19 protein-coding genes are annotated in these 19,588 nt (G+C 75.5%); 8 read left to right on the forward strand and 11 right to left on the reverse strand.

Features of this window, described 5'->3' with window-relative positions:
- From GA0115242_RS26445 to GA0115242_RS26460, 4 genes are all read right to left on the reverse strand, one after another.
- Positions 1 to 682 (reverse strand): hypothetical protein (locus GA0115242_RS26445; protein WP_107461496.1); only part of this gene is annotated, 682 nt, incomplete at its 3' end.
- Positions 683 to 713: 31 nt separating this feature from the next.
- Complete coding sequence (locus GA0115242_RS26450) at positions 714 to 1,415, reverse strand: LPXTG cell wall anchor domain-containing protein (protein WP_093832711.1); 702 nt, start codon at positions 1,413 to 1,415, stop codon at positions 714 to 716.
- Between the two features lie 258 nt (positions 1,416 to 1,673).
- On the reverse strand, positions 1,674 to 2,219 hold the full coding sequence (locus GA0115242_RS26455) for an ATP-binding protein (RefSeq protein WP_093832713.1): 546 nt from the start codon (positions 2,217 to 2,219) through the stop codon (positions 1,674 to 1,676).
- 206 nt (positions 2,220 to 2,425) lie between these two features.
- Positions 2,426 to 2,833: an STAS domain-containing protein gene (locus GA0115242_RS26460; RefSeq protein WP_093832715.1), complete on the reverse strand. Its 408-nt coding sequence runs from the start codon at positions 2,831 to 2,833 to the stop codon at positions 2,426 to 2,428.
- 238 nt (positions 2,834 to 3,071) lie between these two features.
- On the opposite strand from GA0115242_RS26460, the gene GA0115242_RS26465 reads away from it, so the two are divergent.
- Entirely contained in the window at positions 3,072 to 3,998 is a 927-nt protein-coding gene (locus GA0115242_RS26465; protein WP_093832717.1) for an RNA polymerase sigma factor SigF, read from the forward strand.
- A 121-nt stretch (positions 3,999 to 4,119) separates the two neighbouring features.
- Here the strand turns inward: GA0115242_RS26465 and hutI are convergent, their stop codons facing one another.
- The 4 genes from hutI to hutU form a co-directional block, all read right to left on the reverse strand.
- Positions 4,120 to 5,289, reverse strand: a complete 1,170-nt coding sequence (hutI, locus tag GA0115242_RS26470) for an imidazolonepropionase (RefSeq protein WP_093832719.1) — start codon at positions 5,287 to 5,289, stop codon at positions 4,120 to 4,122.
- A 56-nt stretch (positions 5,290 to 5,345) separates the two neighbouring features.
- Positions 5,346 to 6,686, reverse strand: a complete 1,341-nt coding sequence (locus GA0115242_RS26475; protein WP_093832721.1) for a formimidoylglutamate deiminase — start codon at positions 6,684 to 6,686, stop codon at positions 5,346 to 5,348.
- On the reverse strand, positions 6,683 to 7,885 hold the full coding sequence (locus GA0115242_RS26480; protein WP_093832762.1) for an allantoate amidohydrolase: 1,203 nt from the start codon (positions 7,883 to 7,885) through the stop codon (positions 6,683 to 6,685). Before GA0115242_RS26480 ends, GA0115242_RS26475 begins: the two co-directional genes overlap by 4 nt.
- Before the next feature lie 65 nt (positions 7,886 to 7,950).
- The gene (gene hutU / locus GA0115242_RS26485; RefSeq protein ID WP_093832723.1) at positions 7,951 to 9,615 is read right to left on the reverse strand and encodes a urocanate hydratase; all 1,665 of its coding nucleotides are present in this window, start codon (positions 9,613 to 9,615) and stop codon (positions 7,951 to 7,953) included.
- Between the two features lie 296 nt (positions 9,616 to 9,911).
- Between hutU and GA0115242_RS26490 the strand changes: the two genes are divergently transcribed.
- The 5 genes from GA0115242_RS26490 to GA0115242_RS26510 all read left to right on the forward strand — a co-directional run bounded on the left by GA0115242_RS26490 (position 9,912) and on the right by GA0115242_RS26510 (position 13,633).
- Positions 9,912 to 11,228, forward strand: a complete 1,317-nt coding sequence (locus GA0115242_RS26490) for a diaminopimelate decarboxylase (RefSeq protein ID WP_370672321.1) — start codon at positions 9,912 to 9,914, stop codon at positions 11,226 to 11,228.
- 169 nt (positions 11,229 to 11,397) lie between these two features.
- A complete protein-coding gene (locus GA0115242_RS26495; RefSeq protein WP_093832728.1) occupies positions 11,398 to 11,805 on the forward strand; it encodes a hypothetical protein in 408 nt (135 codons plus the stop codon).
- Positions 11,802 to 12,713: a hypothetical protein gene (locus tag GA0115242_RS26500; RefSeq protein ID WP_093832730.1), complete on the forward strand. Its 912-nt coding sequence runs from the start codon at positions 11,802 to 11,804 to the stop codon at positions 12,711 to 12,713. Before GA0115242_RS26495 ends, GA0115242_RS26500 begins: the two co-directional genes overlap by 4 nt.
- Positions 12,714 to 12,726: 13 nt before the next feature.
- Positions 12,727 to 13,236, forward strand: coding sequence for a roadblock/LC7 domain-containing protein (locus GA0115242_RS26505; RefSeq protein ID WP_093832732.1), 510 nt, complete (start codon positions 12,727 to 12,729; stop codon positions 13,234 to 13,236).
- Between the two features lie 22 nt (positions 13,237 to 13,258).
- Positions 13,259 to 13,633 (forward strand): hypothetical protein, encoded by a 375-nt coding sequence (locus GA0115242_RS26510; protein WP_093832734.1) that lies wholly within the window; start codon positions 13,259 to 13,261, stop codon positions 13,631 to 13,633.
- 16 nt (positions 13,634 to 13,649) lie between these two features.
- On the opposite strand, the gene GA0115242_RS26515 is transcribed toward GA0115242_RS26510, so the two are convergent.
- The 3 genes from GA0115242_RS26515 to GA0115242_RS26525 form a co-directional block, all read right to left on the reverse strand.
- Entirely contained in the window at positions 13,650 to 14,243 is a 594-nt protein-coding gene (locus tag GA0115242_RS26515) for a hypothetical protein (protein ID WP_093832736.1), read from the reverse strand.
- Positions 14,244 to 14,352: 109 nt separating this feature from the next.
- Positions 14,353 to 15,213 (reverse strand): MurR/RpiR family transcriptional regulator, encoded by an 861-nt coding sequence (locus GA0115242_RS26520; protein ID WP_093832738.1) that lies wholly within the window; start codon positions 15,211 to 15,213, stop codon positions 14,353 to 14,355.
- Complete coding sequence (locus GA0115242_RS26525) at positions 15,210 to 16,751, reverse strand: aromatic amino acid ammonia-lyase (protein ID WP_093832740.1); 1,542 nt, start codon at positions 16,749 to 16,751, stop codon at positions 15,210 to 15,212. Before GA0115242_RS26525 ends, GA0115242_RS26520 begins: the two co-directional genes overlap by 4 nt.
- Before the next feature lie 297 nt (positions 16,752 to 17,048).
- Between GA0115242_RS26525 and GA0115242_RS26530 the strand changes: the two genes are divergently transcribed.
- Together GA0115242_RS26530 and GA0115242_RS26535 are read left to right on the forward strand one after the other, a co-directional pair.
- Positions 17,049 to 17,720: a carbonic anhydrase gene (locus GA0115242_RS26530; protein ID WP_093832742.1), complete on the forward strand. Its 672-nt coding sequence runs from the start codon at positions 17,049 to 17,051 to the stop codon at positions 17,718 to 17,720.
- A 248-nt stretch (positions 17,721 to 17,968) separates the two neighbouring features.
- Complete coding sequence (locus GA0115242_RS26535; protein ID WP_093832744.1) at positions 17,969 to 19,570, forward strand: SulP family inorganic anion transporter; 1,602 nt, start codon at positions 17,969 to 17,971, stop codon at positions 19,568 to 19,570.
- Positions 19,571 to 19,588: the final 18 nt, after the last annotated feature.

Here is a 19,588-nt window from a genome sequence, read left to right on the forward strand (position 1 = left end):
CGCCGACGGTGGCGCGGGTGCCGTCCGGCGCGGTCACGGTGAGGCGGACGTCGACCGCGTCCAGGGCCGGGCGGCCGGGCCAGGGCTCGGTGAGGGAGGCGCGGGTGCCCGGCGCGAGGCGGACCGGCAGGGCGCGCGGGGCGCGGTCGAGGACCCGGCGGAAAAGGCCGTCCGCGCGCACGGCGAGCCGCGGGACGAGCGTCGTCGTGCCGCGGTTGACCAGGTCGTAGGTGATGCGGTCGGCGCGCACCCGGACGTGCTCGACGGTCAGCGCGGAGAGGTCCGGGACGCCCGCCCGCAGCCGCAGCGGCACCGATCGGACGCGGCCCGCCGCGTCCCGGGCGACGATCGCGCCCGACCTGTCCCCCGGCACCCGGACGGTGAAGGGGACCTCGGCGCGGGTGCGGCCCGGCACCCGGACGAGGACGTCGGCGAACGAGGCCCGGACGCCGTCGGCCGCCAGGGTCACCGTGACCGGCCGGGCGCCGCCGTTGGTGACGGCCACCGTGTCCCGGACGACCGCGCCGGGCGCGCCCTCGGCGTAGAACGACGGGCGTCCGTCCCCGGCGGGCGCGAGCGACCACCCGGCACCGGCCGCCGCGGCCCGCGGGACGGCGACCGGGATCAGCAGCAGGGCGAGCGGCAGGACCAGGGCGCGGGTGGCGTTCGGCGTGGGCGGCATGGGGCGGCTCCTGCGTCGTCCGGTGCGGGGGTCAGCGGCGCGCCCGGCCAGGCTGGCCGCGCCGGGTGAGCCACAGGGCCCCGGCCGCGCCGGTGAGCAGCACGGTGCCGCCGAGGGTGCCGAGGGCGATCGCCGAGTCGGCGGGGCCGGTCTGCGGGAGGGTGCCGCCGCCGGACGAGCCGGAGGTGCCCCCGCCGGACGATCCGGAGCCGGACGAGCCGCCGGACGCCTTCACGTCGAGGGTGAGGGCGGGACCCGGTGTGTTCGAGGGGGTGCAGGTGGTGGTCGTGCCCAGCGCCTTGATGGTGAGGACCCCGGGCGTGAAGGTGACCTTGCCGGTCTTCTTCGGGGTGTAGGTGCCCGTCAGGTCACTGATCTTGATCGGGGTGTCGGCGGGGATCGCGGCCTGGTTCGCGGGGCCCGAGACGGCGAGGGTCCCGCTGTCGGCGCCGCCCAGCATGATGGTCGCGCTCGGACTCATCGCGCCCTTGCCCAGCTCGACGGGGCTGGAGGAGACGCCCTTCTGCCAGGACATGGTGATCCGGTAACCGGCGCCGCTGGCGACACCCTTGATGTCGATGGGCGAGACGGCGCTCTTGTCGCCGATCGGCGTCTTGCACTGGTAGTTCACGTCGACGACGGAGGCGTGGGCCGCCGGGGCGCCGAGCAGCACCGCCGACCCGGCCAGGGCCGCGACGGACGCGAGCGCGGCGGTTCGTTTCGGGTACGGCACGGTCCACCCTCATTCCTGACGGCACATCAGATCGGCCGTCAAGGTACGCCCGGGGTCCCGAGGAAGGAAGACACGGTGCGCGCCGGAAGTTGTGGGGATCCGGCACACCCGGGAGACCCCGGGGGGAGGACGGGACGGACACCGGCGCCGGGACACCCGGGTCCCGGACGGGCGTCCGGTGCGGGGCGGGCCGGGTCCGGGCACGGCGAAGGCCCGCGTGCCGCTCGCGCGGTCGCGGGCCCTTCCCGGCGCCGTGGGCTACGCCGGGGCGCCCAGTTCCGCCCAGACCGTCTTGCCCGCGCCGCCCGTCGTGCGGACGACTCCCCAGTCCAGGCAGAGCCGCTGCACGATGAACATGCCGTGGCCGCCGGGGCGGCCGGAGCGGTGCGGGGTGCGCGGGGCGGGCTGACCCGCGCCGCGGTCGGCGACCTCGACGCGGATGACCTTCTTGTCGCAGCCGATCCGCAGCTCGTCCGGCCCCTCGGCGTGCAGGCAGGCGTTGGTGACCAGTTCGGAGACGACGAGCAGCACGTCCTCCGCGGCGGCCCTCCGGTCGGCCGAGTCGGCGGGGAGCCAGCCCCACGCGTACAGCGCCTGGCGCGCGAAGTCGCGAGCGAGCGGGACGACCCCGCTCTGGCCCTCGAAGCTCAGCCTGCGGACCTGCCGGTCCACTGTGGTCGCCGACGACGCGGGCACGTCCCCCTCGGACGCACCGTTTCCGGACGCGCCCCCCTCGGACGCACCGGAAGCGCCACCGGGCTCCGGGCCGCGGTCGCCCGGCGAGCAAGGCCGGGTGGTGCTCATCAGCGCTTCACCTCACCGATTCACCAGTTCACGATTCAAGAGTCGGTACGCGACCCGACGGCTGTTCCGCCGGGCGCCCGCCGACCATGTTCAGGTTGTCTCCTGCCCGACCGGACCGGTGGAACACCCCCCGGTTTCGACACCGTGCGCCGGTCGCCCGGAAAGTGCCGTTCGGGAGGGTGCCGCCGGGGCGGGCACGGGGCCGGTCAACCGGCGTCGCCGGTGCCGTCCTTCCCGCCGCCGGTCTCGTCCGCGAGGGCGTCGTCGAGCGTGGCGTGCACGGTGAAGACCGCGTCCGCCCCGGTGATCTCGAAGACCCGGGCCACCACGGGCAGCATGCCCGCGAGATGGACCCCGCCCCCGGCGGCCTCGGCCTTGAGCCGGGCACCGAGCAGTACGTTGAGGCCGGTGGAGTCGCAGAACTCCAGCCGTGCGCAGTCCACGACCAACCGGCTGAAGCCGTTGTCGAGGCACTCCTCCAGCGGCTCGCGCAACAGATCGGCGGTGTGGTGATCCAGTTCACCCGCCGGTGTCACGACGGCACTGGAGCCCTCTGCGCGCACCTCCACCAGTAGTCGGCCAGACTGTGTGCTGCCGACCGTCCCGCGGTCCATGCCGTCTCTCTCTCCCGACGTCGTGCCTGCTGACTGACGCGTCCGAACACTACGCCTTCCTCACACTCTCCGACACCCGAACAACCGCCATCAAACGGACATATGCCCAGGTAACGCACTTGCGGCGGGTGCGGGAAAGCGGGTAGGGCTATGTGGAACGCAACCGACACGGCCGGCTTTGGAGGCGCCGCACACCGCAGTGCACGAATTTGGCTTCGGCAGCCTTATGCCGAGAACGATGGAGGACATCATGTCACCCCGGCTCGACGCATCGCATACCCAGCAGGCGACGTCGGCATCCCTCCCGGAACATCTGGATCCCCTCGACGGTGACGCGGACGCCGAAGCCGGTACCGCAGGACTCGACGGACTTCCGGAGATCCCGCCGTACGACCAGGTGGGTCCGGTCGACGCGCGGGCCCTGTCCAAGACGCTCTTCGAACGGCTCGAATCCCTCGAAGAGGGCACGCTCGACTACTCCTACGTCCGCAACACCCTCGTCGAGCTGAACCTCGCGCTGGTCAAGTTCGCCGCCTCCCGGTTCCGTTCGCGCAGCGAGCCCATGGAGGACATCGTCCAGGTCGGCACGATCGGCCTGATCAAGGCGATCGACCGGTTCGAGCTGTCCCGCGGGGTCGAGTTCCCGACCTTCGCGATGCCGACCATCATCGGCGAGATCAAGCGCTTCTTCCGCGACACCTCGTGGTCCGTGCGCGTGCCGCGCAGGCTCCAGGAGCTGCGCCTCGACCTGGCCAAGGCGGGCGACGAGCTGGCGCAGAAGCTGGACCGCGCGCCGACGGTGGCCGAGCTGGCCGAGCGCCTGGGCATCCCCGCGGAAGAGGTCGTCGAGGGCATGGCGGCGTCCAACGCCTACACCGCCTCCTCGCTGGACGCCCAGCCCGCCGAGGACGACTCCGAGGGCACCCTCGCGGACCGGATCGGCTACGAGGACAACGGGCTCGAAGGCATCGAGTACGTCGAGTCGCTGAAGCCGCTGATCGCCGAACTGCCGTCCCGGGACCGGAAGATCCTCTCGCTGCGGTTCGTCGCCGGGATGACCCAGTCCGAGATCGGCGAGGAGCTGGGCATCTCCCAGATGCACGTCTCCCGGCTGCTGTCGCGCACGCTGACGCGGCTGCGCAGGGGGCTGACCGTCGAGGAGTGAGCCGCGTGGGGCTTCGAGAAGTGACCACGTGACCTTCGAGGAGTGACCACGCCGGGCGCGTGGCGCGGGGTGCCGCACGGGCACACCGCGCTTCGTCGTGTCCGCCCCCGGGCGTCCGGGGCTACCGCCGCTCGCCGCGCCTCCACACCTGCGCGACCAGCGGCACGCCCGGCCGGTACGACAGGTGGACGTGGCTGGGGGCGTCCAGCACGACGAGGTCCGCGCGGGCGCCCGGGGAGAGCCGGCCGACGTCGTCCCGGCGCAGGGCGCGCGCGCCGCCCGCGGTCGCCGACCAGACCGCCTCGTCCGGGGTCATCCCCATGTCCCGCACGGCGAGCGCGACGCAGAACGGCACCGACGAGGTGAACGACGAGCCGGGGTTGCAGTCGGTGGAGAGCGCGACCGTGGCGCCCGCGTCGAGCAGCCGCCGGGCGTCGGGCCAGGGCGCGCGGGTGGAGAACTCGGCGCCGGGCAGCAGCGTGGCGACGGTGTCGCTGTGCGCGAGGGCGTCGACGTCGTCGTCCGTGAGGTGGGTGCAGTGGTCGGCGCTGGCCGCGTCCAGTTCGACGGCGAGCTGCACGCCGGGGCCGTGGGAGAGCTGGTTGGCGTGGATGCGCGGGTGCAGCCCCCTGGCCCGGCCCGCGGTGAGGATCGCGCGGGCCTGGTCGCCGTCGAAGGCGCCCCGCTCGCAGAAGACGTCGATCCAGCGCGCGTGCGGCGCGCAGGCGTCGAGCATCTCGCCGGTGACGAGGTCGACGTACGCGGCCGGGTCGTCGGCGAGTTCGGGGGCGACGATGTGGGCGCCGAGGTAGGTGACCTCGTCGGTGTGGGCGGCCGCGACGCGCAGGGCGCGGGCCTCGTCGTGGACGGTCAGGCCGTAGCCGGACTTGGTCTCGAAGGTGGTCGTGCCCTGGCGCAGGGCCTCGGCGAGGTGGCGGGTGAGGGTGCGCTCCAGCTCCGCGTCGCTCGCCGCGCGGGTGGCGGCGACGGTGGTGCGGATGCCGCCCGCGCTGTAGGGCCGCCCGGACATGCGGGCGTTGAACTCCTCGGTGCGGTCGCCCGCGAAGAGCAGGTGGGAGTGCGAGTCGACGAAGCCGGGCAGGACCGCCCGGCCCCCGGCGTCGACCCGGTTGTCAGTGGCGGGTGCTTTGCTTGACTCACCGGTCCAGACGACCCGTTCGCCCTCGATGACGAGCGCGGCGTCGTGGATCAGTCCGAGCGGGGACCCGTCACCGAGGGAGGGGTCGTTGGTGACCAGTGCGGCGATGTCGGTGATGGCGGTGCTGCTCATGGTGTCCTCGTGGCTGGCCGGGGGCGGGCGGATGCCGACCGGGGCGGGTGGGGGTGTCAGGCGCGCAGGTCGGCGACGGCCCGCGCGAGCGCCCGCGGCACGTCGGGGACGAGCGTGTGGGCCCCGTCGCGCACGATCTGCCGCCCGGCGACGACCGTGTGCCGGACGTCCGCCGCGCTCGCCGCGAATACCGCGGTCTCGGCCGCGAGCCGGGGCGCCGGCCCGGCCGTCCTGACCGAGTCGAGGGCGACGGTGGTGAAGTCCGCGAGCGCGCCCGGCGCCAGGGTGCCCGCGTCCTGCCAGCCGATCGATCGGTGGCCGTCGGCCGAGGCGGCGCGCAGCAGCGCGGCGGCCGTCCAGTGGCCCCGGGTGCGGGTGCGCAGCCGCTCGTTCAGCTCCATCGCGCGGGCCTCTTCGAGCAGGTCGACGACGGCGTGGCTGTCGGAGCCGAGGGAGAGCGGGGAACCGGCGAGCTGGAGGGCGAGGGCGGGTCCGATGCCGTCGGCGAGGTCGCGTTCGGTGGTCGGGCACATGCAGGTGCCGGTGCCGCTGCCGCCGATCAGGGCGATGTCCGCGGCGGTGAGGTGGGTGTTGTGGACGCCGGTGGTGCGCGGCCCGAGGACCCCGTGGTCGGCGAGGAGGCGGGCGGGGGTGCGGCCGTGGGCGGCGAGGCAGGCGTCGTTCTCGGCGGTCTGCTCGGAGAGGTGGACGTGCAGCGGGGCCCGGCGCTCCTCGGCCCACCGCGCCACGGTCGCGAGCTGGTCGGCGGGCACCGCCCGCACGGAGTGGACGGCGGCGCCGATCCGCGCGTGATCCCGTTCCTTGAGAAGTGAACAGCGTTCGGCCCAGGCGTCGGCGGTGCCGTCGCTGAAGCGGCGCTGGTGGGCCTCGGGCGGCTCGCCGAAGCCCGCGGAGAGGTAGGCCGTGTCGAGGAGGGTGACGCGGATCCCGGCGTCGGCCGCGGCCGCGATCAGCGCCTCGCCCATCGCGTTGGGGTCGGCGTAGGGGGTACCGCCGGGGGCGTGGTGCACGTAGTGGAACTCGCCGACGGCGGTGATCCCGGCCAGCGCCATCTCGGCGTACACCGCGCGGGCGAGGGCGTGGTAGCGGTCGGGGGTGAGCCGGTGGGCGACCGCGTACATGGTCTCGCGCCAGGTCCAGAAGGTGCCCGAGCCGACCTGGACGGTGCCGCGCAGCGCGCGGTGGAAGGCGTGGCTGTGGGCGTTGGCTAGCCCCGGGAGGGTGAGGCCGCGCAGCACCTCGGCACCGGGCGGCGGGGCCGGCTCGCCGGTGCGGACGGCGGTGACGCGGCCGTCCGCGACCTCGACGGCGACGCCGGGTTCGACCCGGGGGTCGAGCCAGGCGTGCTCCAGCCAGTACGTGCGGGTGCCGGTCACTTGCGGGCCAGTCCTTCCAGTACGTCGGCGAGGGCGAGCACACCGGCCACGCAGTCGTCCTCCGTGGCGGACTCGGCCGGGGAGTGCGAGACACCGGTGGGGTTGCGCACGAACAGCATGGCGGTGGGGAGGGCGGCGGAGAGGATCCCGGCGTCGTGTCCCGCGCCGGTGCCCAGGACCGGGACGGTGAGGCCGGTGTCCCGGCCGAGGACGCGGGCGAGTTCGTCGCGCAGGGCGTCGTCGAACTCCACGACCGGGGTGAAGGACTCCCGGACGACGTCGAGGTCGACGCCGTGCGCGTCGGCGTACTCGCGGGCCGCCCGCTCGACGCCGCCGACGACGGTGTCGAGGGTGGCCTGGTCCGCGGCCCGGGAGTCGAGCCAGCCGCGCACCAGGGAGGGGACGGCGTTGACGCCGTTGGGTTCGACGGCGATCTTGCCGAAGGTGGCGACGGCGCCCGCGAGCCGTGCCTCGCGGCGGGCGGCGAGCACCGACTCGGCGTAGGGCAGCATCGGGTCGCGGCGGTCGGCCAGCCGGGTGGTGCCCGCGTGGTTGGCCTCGCCGCGGAAGTCGAACCGCCAGCGGCCGTGCGGCCAGATGGCGCTGGCGACGCCGACCGGGTCCCCGCTCAGGTCCAGCGCGCGGCCCTGTTCGACGTGGAGTTCGACGAACGCGCCGATCCGGTCGAGCCGTTCCCGGTCGGCGCCGATCGCGTCGGGGTCGTGCCCGGCCGCCGCCATGGCCTGCGGGAGGGTGATCCCGTCGGCGTCGGTGAGGCGGTGCGCGGCGGCCGGGGTGAGCTGTCCGGCGGCCAGCCGGGAGCCGACGCAGGCGAGCCCGAACCGGGCGCCCTCCTCGTCGCCGAAGTTGACGATCCCGAGGGGGCGGTCGAGGCGGGCGCCCCTGGCGCGCAGTTCGTCGAGCGCGGCGAACGCCGACACGACCCCGAGGGGCCCGTCGAAGGCCCCGCCGTCGGGCACGGAGTCGAGGTGCGACCCGGCGACGACGGCGTCCCCGAGGGCGGGATCGCCCAGCCAGGCCCACTGGTTGCCGTTCCGGTCGACCTCGACGTCGAGCCCGCGGCCGCGCGCCTGCCGCTCGAACCAGGCCCGGCACTCGGTGTCGGCGGCGGTCCAGGCGAACCGCCGGTAGCCGCCGGTCCCCTCGTGCCGTCCGACGGGCGCCAGCTCCCGCCACATCTCCTGGAAGGACGGCGGCACCGGGGTGGGGGGCGCGGGCCGCGGTCCCGTCGTCCGCGCGCGGGTCACGCGGTGTCGTCCTCGCGCATGGGGACCCGTACGCCCCGCTCGTCGGCGACCGCCTCCGCGGCCTCGTACCCGGCGTCCACGTGCCGGATGACGCCCATCCCGGGGTCGTTGGTGAGGACGCGGCGGATCTTCTCCCCGGCCAGCGGGGTCCCGTCGGCCACCGTGACCTGGCCCGCGTGCAGGGAGCGGCCCATGCCCACCCCGCCGCCGTGGTGGACGGAGACCCAGGACGCCCCGGACGCCACGTTGACCATGGCGTTCAGCAGCGGCCAGTCGGCGATCGCGTCGGAGCCGTCGCGCATCCCCTCGGTCTCCCGGTACGGCGAGGCGACGGAGCCGCAGTCGAGGTGGTCGCGGCCGATGGCCAGCGGGGCGGCCAGCTCGCCGCTCGCCACCATGTCGTTGAAGCGCTCCCCCGCGCGGTCCCGCTCGCCCTGGCCGAGCCAGCAGATGCGGGCGGGCAGCCCCTGGAAGCGGACGCGTTCACCGGCGAGCTTGATCCAGCGGGCCAGGGACTCGTTCTCGGGGAAGAGGTCGAGGATGGCCCTGTCGGTCCTGGCGATGTCGGACGCCTCGCCGGAGAGGGCGGCCCAGCGGAAGGGGCCCTTGCCCTCGCAGAACAGCGGGCGGATGTAGGCGGGGACGAAGCCGGGGAAGGCGAACGCCCGCTCGTACCCGGCGAGCCGGGCCTCGCCGCGGATGGAGTTGCCGTAGTCGAAGACCTCGGCGCCCGCGTCCTGGAAGCCGACCATCGCCTCGACGTGGCGGGCCATGGACTCCCGGGCGCGGTCGGTGAACCCGGCCGGGTCCTTCGCGGCGGCGTCGGCCATGTCCTCGAAGGCGATGCCGACCGGGAGGTAGGCGAGCGGGTCGTGGGCGGAGGTCTGGTCGGTGACGATGTCGATCGGGGCGTCCATGGCGAGGAGCCGCGGGAGCAGTTCGGCCGCGTTGCCGAGGAGGCCGATGGAGAGCGGGCGGCGCGCGTCCCGGGCCTCGACGGCCAGTCCGAGGGCGTGGTCGAGGGAGTCGGCCCTGACATCGAGGTAGCGGTGCTCGATGCGGCGCTCGATGGCGCGGGGGTCGACGTCGATGCAGATCGCGACGCCGTCGTTCATGGTCACGGCGAGCGGCTGGGCGCCGCCCATGCCGCCGAGGCCGGCGGTGAGGGTGATGGTCCCGGCGAGGGTGCCGCCGAACTTCTTGGCGGCGACGGCGGAGAACGTCTCGTAGGTGCCCTGGAGGATGCCCTGGGTGCCGATGTAGATCCAGGAACCGGCGGTCATCTGGCCGTACATGGTGAGGCCGAGGGCCTCCAGGCGGCGGAACTCCTCCCAGGTGGCCCAGTCGCCGACGAGGTTGGAGTTGGCGATGAGGACGCGCGGCGCCCACTCGTGGGTCTGCATCACGCCGACCGGGCGGCCGGACTGGACCAGCATCGTCTCGTCCTGCTTGAGGGTGCGCAGGGTGCGGACCATGGCGTCGAAGGAGCGCCAGTCGCGGGCGGCCTTGCCGGTGCCGCCGTAGACGACGAGCTTGTCGGGGTGTTCGGCGACCTCGGGGTCGAGGTTGTTCTGGAGCATGCGCAGGGCGGCTTCCTGCTGCCATCCCAGGGCGCTCAGTTCCGTACCGCGCGGCGCTCGTACGGGGCGGGGTCCTGACATGGTCTGCCTCCTGGCGGCTTGCTCCCGATGACTGCGTAACTCCTGTTATTCACATCCTTGCTTTATGAATAGACCTAGTCAATAGGGCCGGGGCCGCACCGCCGGGCCGCGGATGTTTGGCTGGACGCGACGGCACGCACGCACACCGGCCCACGACCGGCGACTTCCCAGGGGATGACGTGAGCGACCCGAACGACCCGCACGGACAGAGCGACCGGCCCTCTCCCGGCCTCCACCCGGACCCCTCCGGCGCGGCGGCGGACGGCGCGGCCAGGACCCGGCGCCGCGACCTGGCGGTGCGGGCCGCCGTGGAGCAGGGGCTGCTGGGGCCGTCCGCCCCGGTCGTGGGGCTGCTGGACGTCGCCGGGGTGCGCGCGTCGGCGGCGGCGCTGCGGGCCGCGCTCGACGAGGTCACCGCGCCCGGCACGCCCGTGCTGCACGCCTTCGCGGTCAAGGCGTGCCCGCTGGTGCCGGTGCTGCGGCTGCTGCGCGAGGAGGGCCTCGGCGCCGAGGTGGCGAGCCCCGGGGAGCTGGCCCTGGCGCGGGCGGCCGGGCTGGCACCGGCGAGGACCGTCCTCGACTCGCCCGCGAAGACGCCCGCCGAGCTGCGGGAGGCGCTGGCCCTGGGCATCGCCGTCAACGCGGACAACCCGCAGGAGCTGGACCGGCTGGACGCCCTGATGCGGTCGGCGGCCTGCCGCTCGCCGCTCGGCATCCGGGTCAACCCGCAGATCGGCGGGGGTTCCATCGGGTCCACCTCGACCGCGACAGCCACCTCCAAGTTCGGGGTGGCGCTGCGCGACGAGGGGGCGCGCGCGTGGGTGGTGGAGGCGTACGCGCAGCGCCCGTGGCTCACCCGGCTGCACGCGCACACCGGCTCGCAGGGCATCCCGCTGGAGCTGATGGTGCGGGGCGTGGCCGAGACGTACGCCCTCGCGGAGGAGATCAACCGGCGGATCGGGCGCCCGCAGATCGACACCCTGGACATCGGCGGCGGGCTGCCGGTGAACTTCGGCTCGGACGAGACCGCGCCGACCTACGCCCGGTACGCGCGGCTGCTGGCCCGGGAGGTGCCGGGGCTGTTCTCCGGGCGGTACGGGCTCATCACCGAGTTCGGCCGGTCGCTGCTGGCCAAGCACGGCACGGTGGTGGCGCGGGTGGAGTACGCCAAGAGCGCGGGCGGGCGTCCGATCGCGGTCACCCACGCGGGCGTGCAGGTGGCGACCAGGACGGTGTACGCGCCGGACGCGTGGCCGCTGCGGATCGCCGCCTACGACGCGGCGGGACGGCCGCGGACGGACCCGCCGGTGGTGCAGGACGTGGCGGGTCCCGCCTGCTTCTCCGGCGACCTGCTCGCCGAGGGGCGGGCGCTGCCGCCGCTCGCCCAGGGCGACTACGCGGCGGCGCTGGACACGGGCGCGTACTACTTCGCCCACCACTACGGCTACAACTCCCTCGCGCGTCCCGGCGTGTACGGCTTCGCGCCGGACGGGGACGGCGGCACGGCGTTCGCGACGGTCCGGGCCCCGCAGAGCCTGGCGGAGATCGTGGCCGAATCCGGAGGGGCGCATGCCGGTGCGCTCACCACCCTGGGGGCACCCGAGCGCCGTTGACGCATCCGCGCAGATCAGCGTTTATCGGATGAGGCGATCGCGCTCAGCCGACCCACGTTAGTCCCCGCGCGCATGTTCCACCGGAAAATGCCAGATCCCTCCTGCCCGCCCTGCACGTTGCGTAGCTTCGGCGTCACTCAGCCGAACCCCAGGCGGGAGGGGAGCAACGGTGCCCGGAATCGACGAGTGTCTGCTGGAGGCCATGCGACTGCCGGGTGCCCGGGGCGCCTCGCTGGTCGACTGGACCAGCGGACTGGCGCTGGGCACGGTGGGCGAGTCGCCCGGCGGCGACCACGAGGCCGCCGCGACGGAGGCCGCGGAGTTCGCCCGGCTCGCCGCCGAGCAGCGGGCGTTCGCGCCCGACGACGACCCCGGGGGCGACCCGGCCGCGGGCGCCGACCCGCCCGTCGAGGACCTCATCGTCAGCAACCGGGACAGCTACCACGTCCTGCGGTTCGTGGGCCCCTCGTTCGACGGCTCGGTCGTCCTGCACCTGTGGCTGGCGCGCACCGAGGGCAATCTGGCGCTGGCCCGCATCCGGCTCGGGGAGATGGCGCGACGGCTGGTGCTGGCATGACCGCCGTCCGCACGCCCCCTCCGCCGCGCCTGCCGGTCCGCTCCAGATCCGAGGGGCGCGGCCGGGGCGGCCTCTCCCCGATGCTGACCCGGCTGGCCGCCGAGCGCGCCACCGGCGTCCTGGTCCGCGAGCGCGGCACCCTGCACCTCGCGGACGGCCTGGTGGTGCACGCCGAGAGCCCCTCCGCCCCCGGGCTCGACGTGCTCCTCACCGCCCACGGCCTCCTCGGCGCCGACGACTGGGGGGCGGCCCTCGCGGCCACCGGCGACCCGGCGCGGGCCGGACGCCGTCTCGTCGACGCCGGACGGATCACCCCGGGCGCGCTGGAACTGTGCCAGCTCTCCGCGCTGTACGACGCCGCCTACTTCTGCCTCGCGCCCAGCAGCACCCCGGGCCGCTTCCGCTACGGCGCCCCGGCGGACCCGGACGGTACGGCCGACCCCGCCGCGACGCCCCCGAGCGGCGCCGCCCGCCCGGCAGCCCCCGCGACGCTCATGTTCCGCCCGCTGCCGGTGGCCGCCCTGGAGCGGGAGACCGTCCGCCGCCGCGATCTGCTGCACCGCATCTGGCCCGACCCGCGTCCGGACGAGGCCCCGCTCACCGTCTCCGCCCGCACCGCGCCCCCGGCGCTCACCCGCCGTCAGCGCACGGTCCTCGACCGGGTGGACGGCGTCCGCACGGCCACCGACATCGCCCGCGAGCTGGGGCGGCTGGCCTTCCACACCCTGGTCGACGTCCGGCGGCTGGCCGCGGCCGGGGTCCTCGACCCGGGCCGGGCGACCGCGCCGCCCCCCGCGCACCCCTACGAGGACGTCGTCCCGGCGCCCCCGCCCCGCGCCGAGCTTCTGTCGTCCGATCCCCACGTCACGCTGCTGAAGAGGCTCAGAGATGCGCTGGAGGCCCTTTGAGAGGAGACACCGGATGGCCGCCGAGCCCGAGATCCTGGACGAGCTGCGCCGGTTGAGGGCCCGGGTGCCCCAGCTGACGGGGGCGCTGGTGACCGGCACGGACGGTACGCCGCTCGCCCAGGACACCCCGGGCGTCGACGCCGAGGCGATGGCGGCGCTCACCGCGGCCGCGCACGGCGCCGCGGTCCGGCTGGCGGACCTGACGGGGCAGGGCGCGGTGCGCGAGCTGGTCGTGCACGGGGTGTACGGCTACGTCGCCGCGTACACGGCGGGCGGGTCGGCGGTGCTGACGCTGCTCGCCCAGGACCGGGTCAACCTCGGGCGGCTGCTGCTGGAGGGCCGCAGGTCGGGGGCGCGCGTCGGCGAACTGGTCGACGCCCGGCGGGCCGCCCAGGCCGCCCCCGCCCGCCCCAGACCGGCCAAACCCGCCGCACCAGGCGCGGGACAGGCCGGGGCACGGACCAGAACGGCGCGCGCGGCACGCACCGCGAACACCGACGCGCGCACCACCACCGATAGTTGAAAGCGACCTAGGGAGCACAGCCATGGCCAACACCGAGACCTCGCTGAAAGAGGCTCTGGCCTCCATCGAGGGCGCGACCGGCATCGCGCTCGTCGACTACACCAGCGGGATGGCGCTGGGGACCCTGGGCGGCAGCAAGGGTTTCGACCTGAGCGTGGCCGCCGCGGGCAACACGGACGTGGTGCGCGCCAAGATGCGCACCATGGAGCACCTCGGGCTCAAGGGGCAGATCGAGGACATCCTGATCAGCCTGACCGACCAGTACCACCTGATCCGCCTGATGAGCGGCCGGGGCGGCAACGGCCTCTTCCTGTACCTGGTGCTGGACGCCAAGCGGTCCAACCTGGCGATGGCCCGCCACCAGTTGCGCAGGATCGAGGAGGACCTGGAGATCTGAGCCGGGCGCGGCCGGTTCAGACGAGGGCGGCGGTCCGGCGGCGGGCGCCGCCGGGGGCCGCGTCGCCCGCGGCGATGCCGGTGCCCCGGTAGCCCTTGACGGACCGGGCCGCAGGGCGGCCGCCGTCCCGGGCGAGCCAGTCGATGCGGACCCACAGCAGCGCGTCCGCGTCCCGTTCGACCCGGCCGAGCCAGGCCGCCTTCAGCCGCAGCCCGGTGCCGACCCCGGCCAGCAGCAGGCCACCCGCGGCCGGTACCGCGAAGGAGGCGGCCAGCGCCGCCACCGCCGCCGCGAGGAGCCACCAGCGGTGCCCGCGGCGCCAGGTGCGCACGGTGACCGCGCGGTCCTGGAGGACGTCGTGCCGGCCCGCGCGGGAGGCGGCGCCCGCCAGAGCTCGGTAGCGGCCGCGGCGGACGGTGGCCGTCACCGCCGTCGCGACGAGGAACAGGGCGGCCCCGGCCAGCAGGCCGATCCGGCGGCCGGTCAGCCCCGGCACCAGCACCCCGATCCCGGCCGCGCAGACCCCGAGCCACCAGAGCGGGGCCGCTCCCGCGCGCACCACGACGGCCACCCGGGCCAGTCCCTGTCCTCCACGAGCCGCGCGTGCCACGTCCGCCTCCTGATCGCCGCGTCACCGTCCACCGGAGCGGCAGGGTAGCGGCCGATTGTGAGACGAGCCTGAAAACCGCCGCGCCCCCACCCGTCCGGGCCGGCCGGGGTCACTCCACGAAGAGGCCGCGGGCCGCCGCGCGGGCGTCGAACTGCTCCAGGCGGGCCTGCGCGTGCGGCAGGTCGTCGCACATCGCCTCCAGGAGCACCCGGCCCAGCAGCATCGGGGCGCAGGCGGTGTCGAAGGCGAGGCCGGTGCCGACGGCGGCGGGCAGCAGCAGGTCGGAGACCTTGGCGACGGGCGCGAAGGCCGAGTCGGCGACGGTGACGACGGTCAGCCCGGCCTCCTTGGCGAAGGCGAGCGTCTCGACGACCTCGCGCGGATGCCGGGGCAGCGCGAAGCAGAGCAGGGCGGTGGCCCCGGCCAGGACGGCGGCCTCGATCCGGTCCTGGATCATCGTGCCGCCCTCGTGCAGCAGCCGGACGTCCGGGTGGACCTTGGCGGCGAAGTAGGCGAAGCCGTACGCCTGGGAGGCGGCGGCGCGCAGGCCGAGCACCGGCAGCGGGCGCGAGGCGGCCAGGAGGCGGCCCGCGCGCTGCAACGGGCGCGGGTCGGCGAGGAGTTCGGCGAGGTGTCTGAGGTTCTCGATCTCGGCCTCGACGGCCTGCTGGTACTCGTTGAGGGTGCCGGCGTCGGCGCTCTGCCCGGCGGGCGCGACCTCGCGCAGGTGCCTGCGCAGCGCCGGATAGCCGTCGAAGCCGAGGGCGACGGCGAAGCGGGTGACGGACGGCTGGCTGACCCCGGCGAGTTCGGCCAGCTCCACGCTGGACAGGAACGGGACGTCGGCGGCCCTGCGCACCATGCTGTGGGCGATGCGCCGCTGGGTGGGGGTGAGCCGGTGCCCCTCGAACAGCGCCTGCAGCCGTGCGGCCGGGCTGTCGTGCGTGCCCGGGTCCCTCTCCGCGCTCATGTCCCGCTCCCCCTCCAGATGTCCGTGAACTCGTCGAGCAGTGCGGCCGCGGCCGTCACGTCGTCCGTGAGCGGCCGGTCGGCCTGGTCCGCGTCGAGCACCGGCTCGGCGAGCGCCAGCGCCCGGCCCACCGGCAGCTCCGGGTCGGCGCCCAGGCCCCGCTGGCGCAGGGCCCGTACGGCGGCGACGAGTTCGCAGCCGACCACGAGACGGTACGCGCGGCAGGCCCGGAGCGTCTGGCGGGCGGCGAGCGAGGCGAAGCTGGCCTGTTCCTCGACGCCCCGGGAGAGTACAGCGTGGCCGAGGGAGGCGGGCGCGGAGAAGGCGCGCAGGTCGCCGAGGGCGGCACCGGCCGCGTACTCCAGGATCATCACGCCGGACGAGGCGGGCTCGGCGTCGGCGAGGAAGGGGCGCAGCCGGGTGTAGGCGGGCTCGTTGAGGGTGGAGAGACGGGACGTGGAGAGCCGCGCGACCTGGGTCAGGGAGAGCCTGAAGTGGTCGAGGGCGAGGGCGAGCTGGGCCTGGTAGAAGCCGCCGTGGTGGTAGGCGGCGAGGTCGGCCGGGGAGATCAGGGGGTTCTCGGCGGCGGCGTTGATCTCGATGGTGAGGATCTCGTCGAGGGCGTCGGCGGCGTCGTGCGCGGGGCCGTGTATCTGGGGCAGGCAGCGGAAGCCGTACGGGTCCTGGATCCGGCCGAGGGGCGGGGTGGGCCGGTCGGCGGCGCCGATCAGCTCCCGCATCCGGCGGGCGACCTCGCCGGAGCCGCGGTGCGGGCGGGCGGCGTGCACCGGGACGGCGTACGCCTCGTGCGAGCCGTCGACGGCGAGCAGCGAGAGCGCGGCGACGACCTGGGTGGCCTCGACGAGGGCGCGCAGTTCGTGCAGGGCGAGCGCGGCCTGTCCGAGGGTGAGGGCGTTGCTGCTGATGAAGGCGAGCGCGTCGTTGTTGTCGAGCGGCTGGGCGGCGGGCGCCCCGGCCCCCGGACGGCCGCCGCGCCACGGGTGCTCCCCGGCCAGCGCGAGTCCCGCCTGGGCGAGCGCGGCGATGTCGCCGGTACCGACCGAGCCGAACTCGTTGACGACCGGGTGGGCGCCGGTCTCCAGCGCCTCGCACAGGGCGGTGACGACGGTGGGGCGCAGTCCCGCGCCCCCGGCCAGGAGCTGGTTGGCGCGGACCGCGAGCATCGCGCGGACCTCGCGGGCGGGCAGTTCGTCGCCGATCGCCCCGGCGTGGCTGCGCAGCAGGCGCAGTCCGTGTTCGGCGGCGGTGTCGGTGGGAACGTCCTCGTTGCGGTTGGCGCCGACTCCGGTGGAGCGGCCGTAGACCCGGCCGGTCGCGGCGATCCGCCGGGCGGCGTCCCAGGACTCGGTGACCCGCCTGAGCGCGTCGGTGCCCGGCACCGGCCGGGCGGCGCCGTCGGCGAGCCGCACCACGTCGGCGACCTGGAGCCCGATCCCGTCGAGGACCACGAGCCCGGTGTGTCCGGGGGCCGGGGCGGCCGGTGTCCTGGCGGGCACCTCCGCGACGCGAGATCCCATGGCGTCAGGCTCCCCTCACCCCGTGGCCGAGTTATTCAGGTAGGGAGAACTCTGCATGACGCTATGCAGCCGAGCAAGAGGGGCGGGCGCCCCGTTCCTCCGGTCCGACCCCCCGGGCGGACGTGCGGCGCGCGGCCCGCCCGGACCGCCACACCTCGCCCCGATCAAGAAGCGGTATCGGCGCGGCGATGATCTGCCGAGGAAACCACCAAGGGTCGTTAAACGGGTACGCAGAGTGATGACACATGTGCTTAACGTGAGGGTGCGCTCATTGGCACAACTCCTTGAGGATGCGTCATGGCCTCGAACCGCAGGGCCTTCCTGACAGCCACCGCCGTCGGCGCGCTGACCGTCGCCCCCGCTCAGGCGGTGCCCACCGGGACGGACGGCGGACCCCGCCCACCGTCCCCCCGCGCCGCCCTCGACGAACTGCTCGCGGGCAACCACCGCTACGCCAGCGGCCGTCCGCTGCACCCGCACGAGAACGGGGGGCGCCGCCGGACGCTCGCCGCCGGGCAGCACCCGTTCGCCGTGGTGGTCGGCTGCGTCGACTCCCGGGTCCCGCCCGAGCTGGTCTTCGACCAGGGCCTCGGCGACCTGCTGTGCATAAGGACGGCGGGCCAGGTGCTGGACGAGGCGGTCCTCGCCTCCGTCCAGTACGGCGTCGAGGTGCTGCGGGTGCCGCTGGTGCTGGTCCTCGGGCACGAGCGGTGCGGGGCGGTGGCGGCGACGCTCGAACACCTGGACGACGGGGTGCCGGTCCCCGGCCATCTGGAGCTGCTGGTGGAGGAGATCGCCCCGGCCGCCCGCCGCACCCGGGGCCTGCCGGGCGACTGGGCCGAGCACACCATGACGGCCCACACCCGCTGGGTCCGTGACGCCATCCGCGCCGACCCGGCCTTCGTTGCGGCCCACGTCGCGGCGGCCCGCTTCGACCTCGACACGGGCCTGGTCTCCCTCCTCCCCTGACGCAGGGACCCGTCCCGCGAGGCCGACACCAGGGACCGACGCCAGAGATTGACCCCGGGCCCCCCGGGCCCACATCCCGTGCAGACCCCCGGGCCGACTCTCCGGGCCGACCCCCTTGCGACCTCTCCGGGCCGCCGCCCTGGCCGACGACCCGGGCCCGCACCCCGCGTCCGGAACCCCCGCACCCCGCACCCCGCGCCCCCTCCCGCACGGGGTCGCCCCCTCCCCCACCCATCTCCGAGGGACCCATGAACCGCGTCCTCTCCGTCCTGCCCTCCCCCGCCGACCTGCGTTCCATGACCCGTGACCCGGGGCGCGACCTGCTCTGCGGGCTGACCGTCGCCGTCGTCGCGCTGCCGCTCGCCCTCGGGTTCGGGGTCAGTTCGGGGCTCGGGGCCGCCGCGGGGCTGGCCGGGGCGATCGTCGCCGGGACGCTCGCCGCGCTCTGCGGGGGCAGCGCCCGGCAGGTCAGCGCGCCGACCGGGGCCATGGCGGTGGTCCTGGTGCCGGTCGTGCACCGCCACGGCACCGCGGGCGTCCTCACCGTCGGCCTCATCTCCGGTCTGTTCCTGCTGGTCCTGGCGTTCGCGCGGGCCGGGGCCGCCATGGCGTACGTGCCCGCGCCGGTGATCGCCGGTTTCACCCTCGGCATCGCCGGGGTGATCGCCCTCCAGCAGGTCCCGAACGCGCTGGGCGTCCCGCTGCCGCCCGGCGAGCAGGTCGCGCTGGTCGCCGCGCGGGCCGCCGGGGAGTTCGGGGCCGTCCCGCATTGGCCCGCGGCGCTGCTGGCGGCGGGCTGCGCAGCCCTGACCCTGGCCGGTGCCCGCCGCCGTCCCACCGCGCCGTTCGCGCTGGCCGCGGTCGCCGCCGCGACGCTGGCCGCCGAGGCGCTGCGGCTGCCGGTGGCCCGGCTCGGCGCGCTCCCCCCGGCCCTGCCCGCGCCCTCGGTGGCCTTCCTCGACGTCGCGCGGGTGCCGTCGCTGCTGGCGCCCGCCGCCGCGGTCGCCGCCCTCGTCGCGCTGGAGGCGCTGCTGTCCGCGTCGGTCGCCGACGCCATGCGCCCCGGCGAGCGGCACGACCCGTCGAGGGAACTCTTCGGGCAGGGCGTCGCGAACCTCGCGGCCCCGCTCTTCGGCGGGCTCCCGGCGACCGGCGCGATCGCGCGCACCGCGGTCAACGTGCGCACCGGTGCCGTCTCCCGGCTGGCCGCCCTCGCGCAGGCGGTGCTGCTGGCCGGGATCGCGACCGTCGCCGCGCCGCTGGTGGCCCGGGTGCCGCTGGCCGCCCTGGCGGGGGTGCTGCTGGCGACGGCGGTGCGGATGGTCGACTCGGACGCGGTGCGGGCGATGGCGCGGGCGACCCGCGGGGACGCCCTGGTCCTCGTGCTCACCGCGGCGGCCACCCTCGCCCTCGACCTGGTGCGGGCGGTGCTGGTGGGGCTCGCGGTCTCGGTGCTGCTGGCGCTGCGCGCGGCGGTGCGCGGCACCCGCTTCACCCCGGCCGCCTCGGACGAGCTGCCCGGCGCCGGTTCGGCCACCGTGACCTACCGCTTCGACGGCCCGCTGCTGTTCGCCGCCGCGCACCGCTTCCGGGCGGGGCTCGCGCGGGTGGACGGGGTCGCGGCGGTGGACCTGCGGCTGTCGGGTCTGACGGCGGTGGACGCGACGGGCGCCCTCGCGCTGAAGGAGGCGGTGGACGAGCTGCGCGGGCGGGGCATCGCGGTGCGGATCAGCGACGTCGCCCCGTGCCACCGCCGCATCCTGGAGTCGCTCGGGGTGCTCCCGGCGGATGCCGCCCCCACCCGGGAGAGGGGGGTTGTCCCCAGTGCGGCGGGCGTCCCGGCTCCCTAACGTGGGAGCCCATGACGG

Origin of the sequence: Streptomyces sp. SolWspMP-5a-2 (genome assembly GCF_900091845.1) — a bacterium.
Taxonomy (GTDB): domain Bacteria; phylum Actinomycetota; class Actinomycetes; order Streptomycetales; family Streptomycetaceae; genus Streptomyces; species Streptomyces doudnae.

Bases quoted from the DNA above. Each gene is read 5' to 3' on its own strand.
- GA0115242_RS26455 (WP_093832713.1), bottom strand. From the start codon at position 2,219: ATGAGCACCACCCGGCCTTGCTCGCCGGGCGACCGCGGCCCGGAGCCC.
- GA0115242_RS26460 (WP_093832715.1), bottom strand. From the start codon at position 2,833: ATGGACCGCGGGACGGTCGGCAGCACACAGTCTGGCCGACTACTGGTG.
- GA0115242_RS26465 (WP_093832717.1), top strand. From the start codon at position 3,072: ATGGAGGACATCATGTCACCCCGGCTCGACGCATCGCATACCCAGCAG.
- hutI (WP_093832719.1), bottom strand. From the start codon at position 5,289: ATGAGCAGCACCGCCATCACCGACATCGCCGCACTGGTCACCAACGAC.
- GA0115242_RS26480 (WP_093832762.1), bottom strand. From the start codon at position 7,885: ATGTGGCGGGAGCTGGCGCCCGTCGGACGGCACGAGGGGACCGGCGGC.
- hutU (WP_093832723.1), bottom strand. From the start codon at position 9,615: ATGTCAGGACCCCGCCCCGTACGAGCGCCGCGCGGTACGGAACTGAGC.
- GA0115242_RS26500 (WP_093832730.1), top strand. From the start codon at position 11,802: ATGACCGCCGTCCGCACGCCCCCTCCGCCGCGCCTGCCGGTCCGCTCC.
- GA0115242_RS26505 (WP_093832732.1), top strand. From the start codon at position 12,727: ATGGCCGCCGAGCCCGAGATCCTGGACGAGCTGCGCCGGTTGAGGGCC.
- GA0115242_RS26510 (WP_093832734.1), top strand. From the start codon at position 13,259: ATGGCCAACACCGAGACCTCGCTGAAAGAGGCTCTGGCCTCCATCGAG.
- GA0115242_RS26520 (WP_093832738.1), bottom strand. From the start codon at position 15,213: ATGAGCGCGGAGAGGGACCCGGGCACGCACGACAGCCCGGCCGCACGG.
- GA0115242_RS26525 (WP_093832740.1), bottom strand. From the start codon at position 16,751: ATGGGATCTCGCGTCGCGGAGGTGCCCGCCAGGACACCGGCCGCCCCG.
- GA0115242_RS26530 (WP_093832742.1), top strand. From the start codon at position 17,049: ATGGCCTCGAACCGCAGGGCCTTCCTGACAGCCACCGCCGTCGGCGCG.
- GA0115242_RS26535 (WP_093832744.1), top strand. From the start codon at position 17,969: ATGAACCGCGTCCTCTCCGTCCTGCCCTCCCCCGCCGACCTGCGTTCC.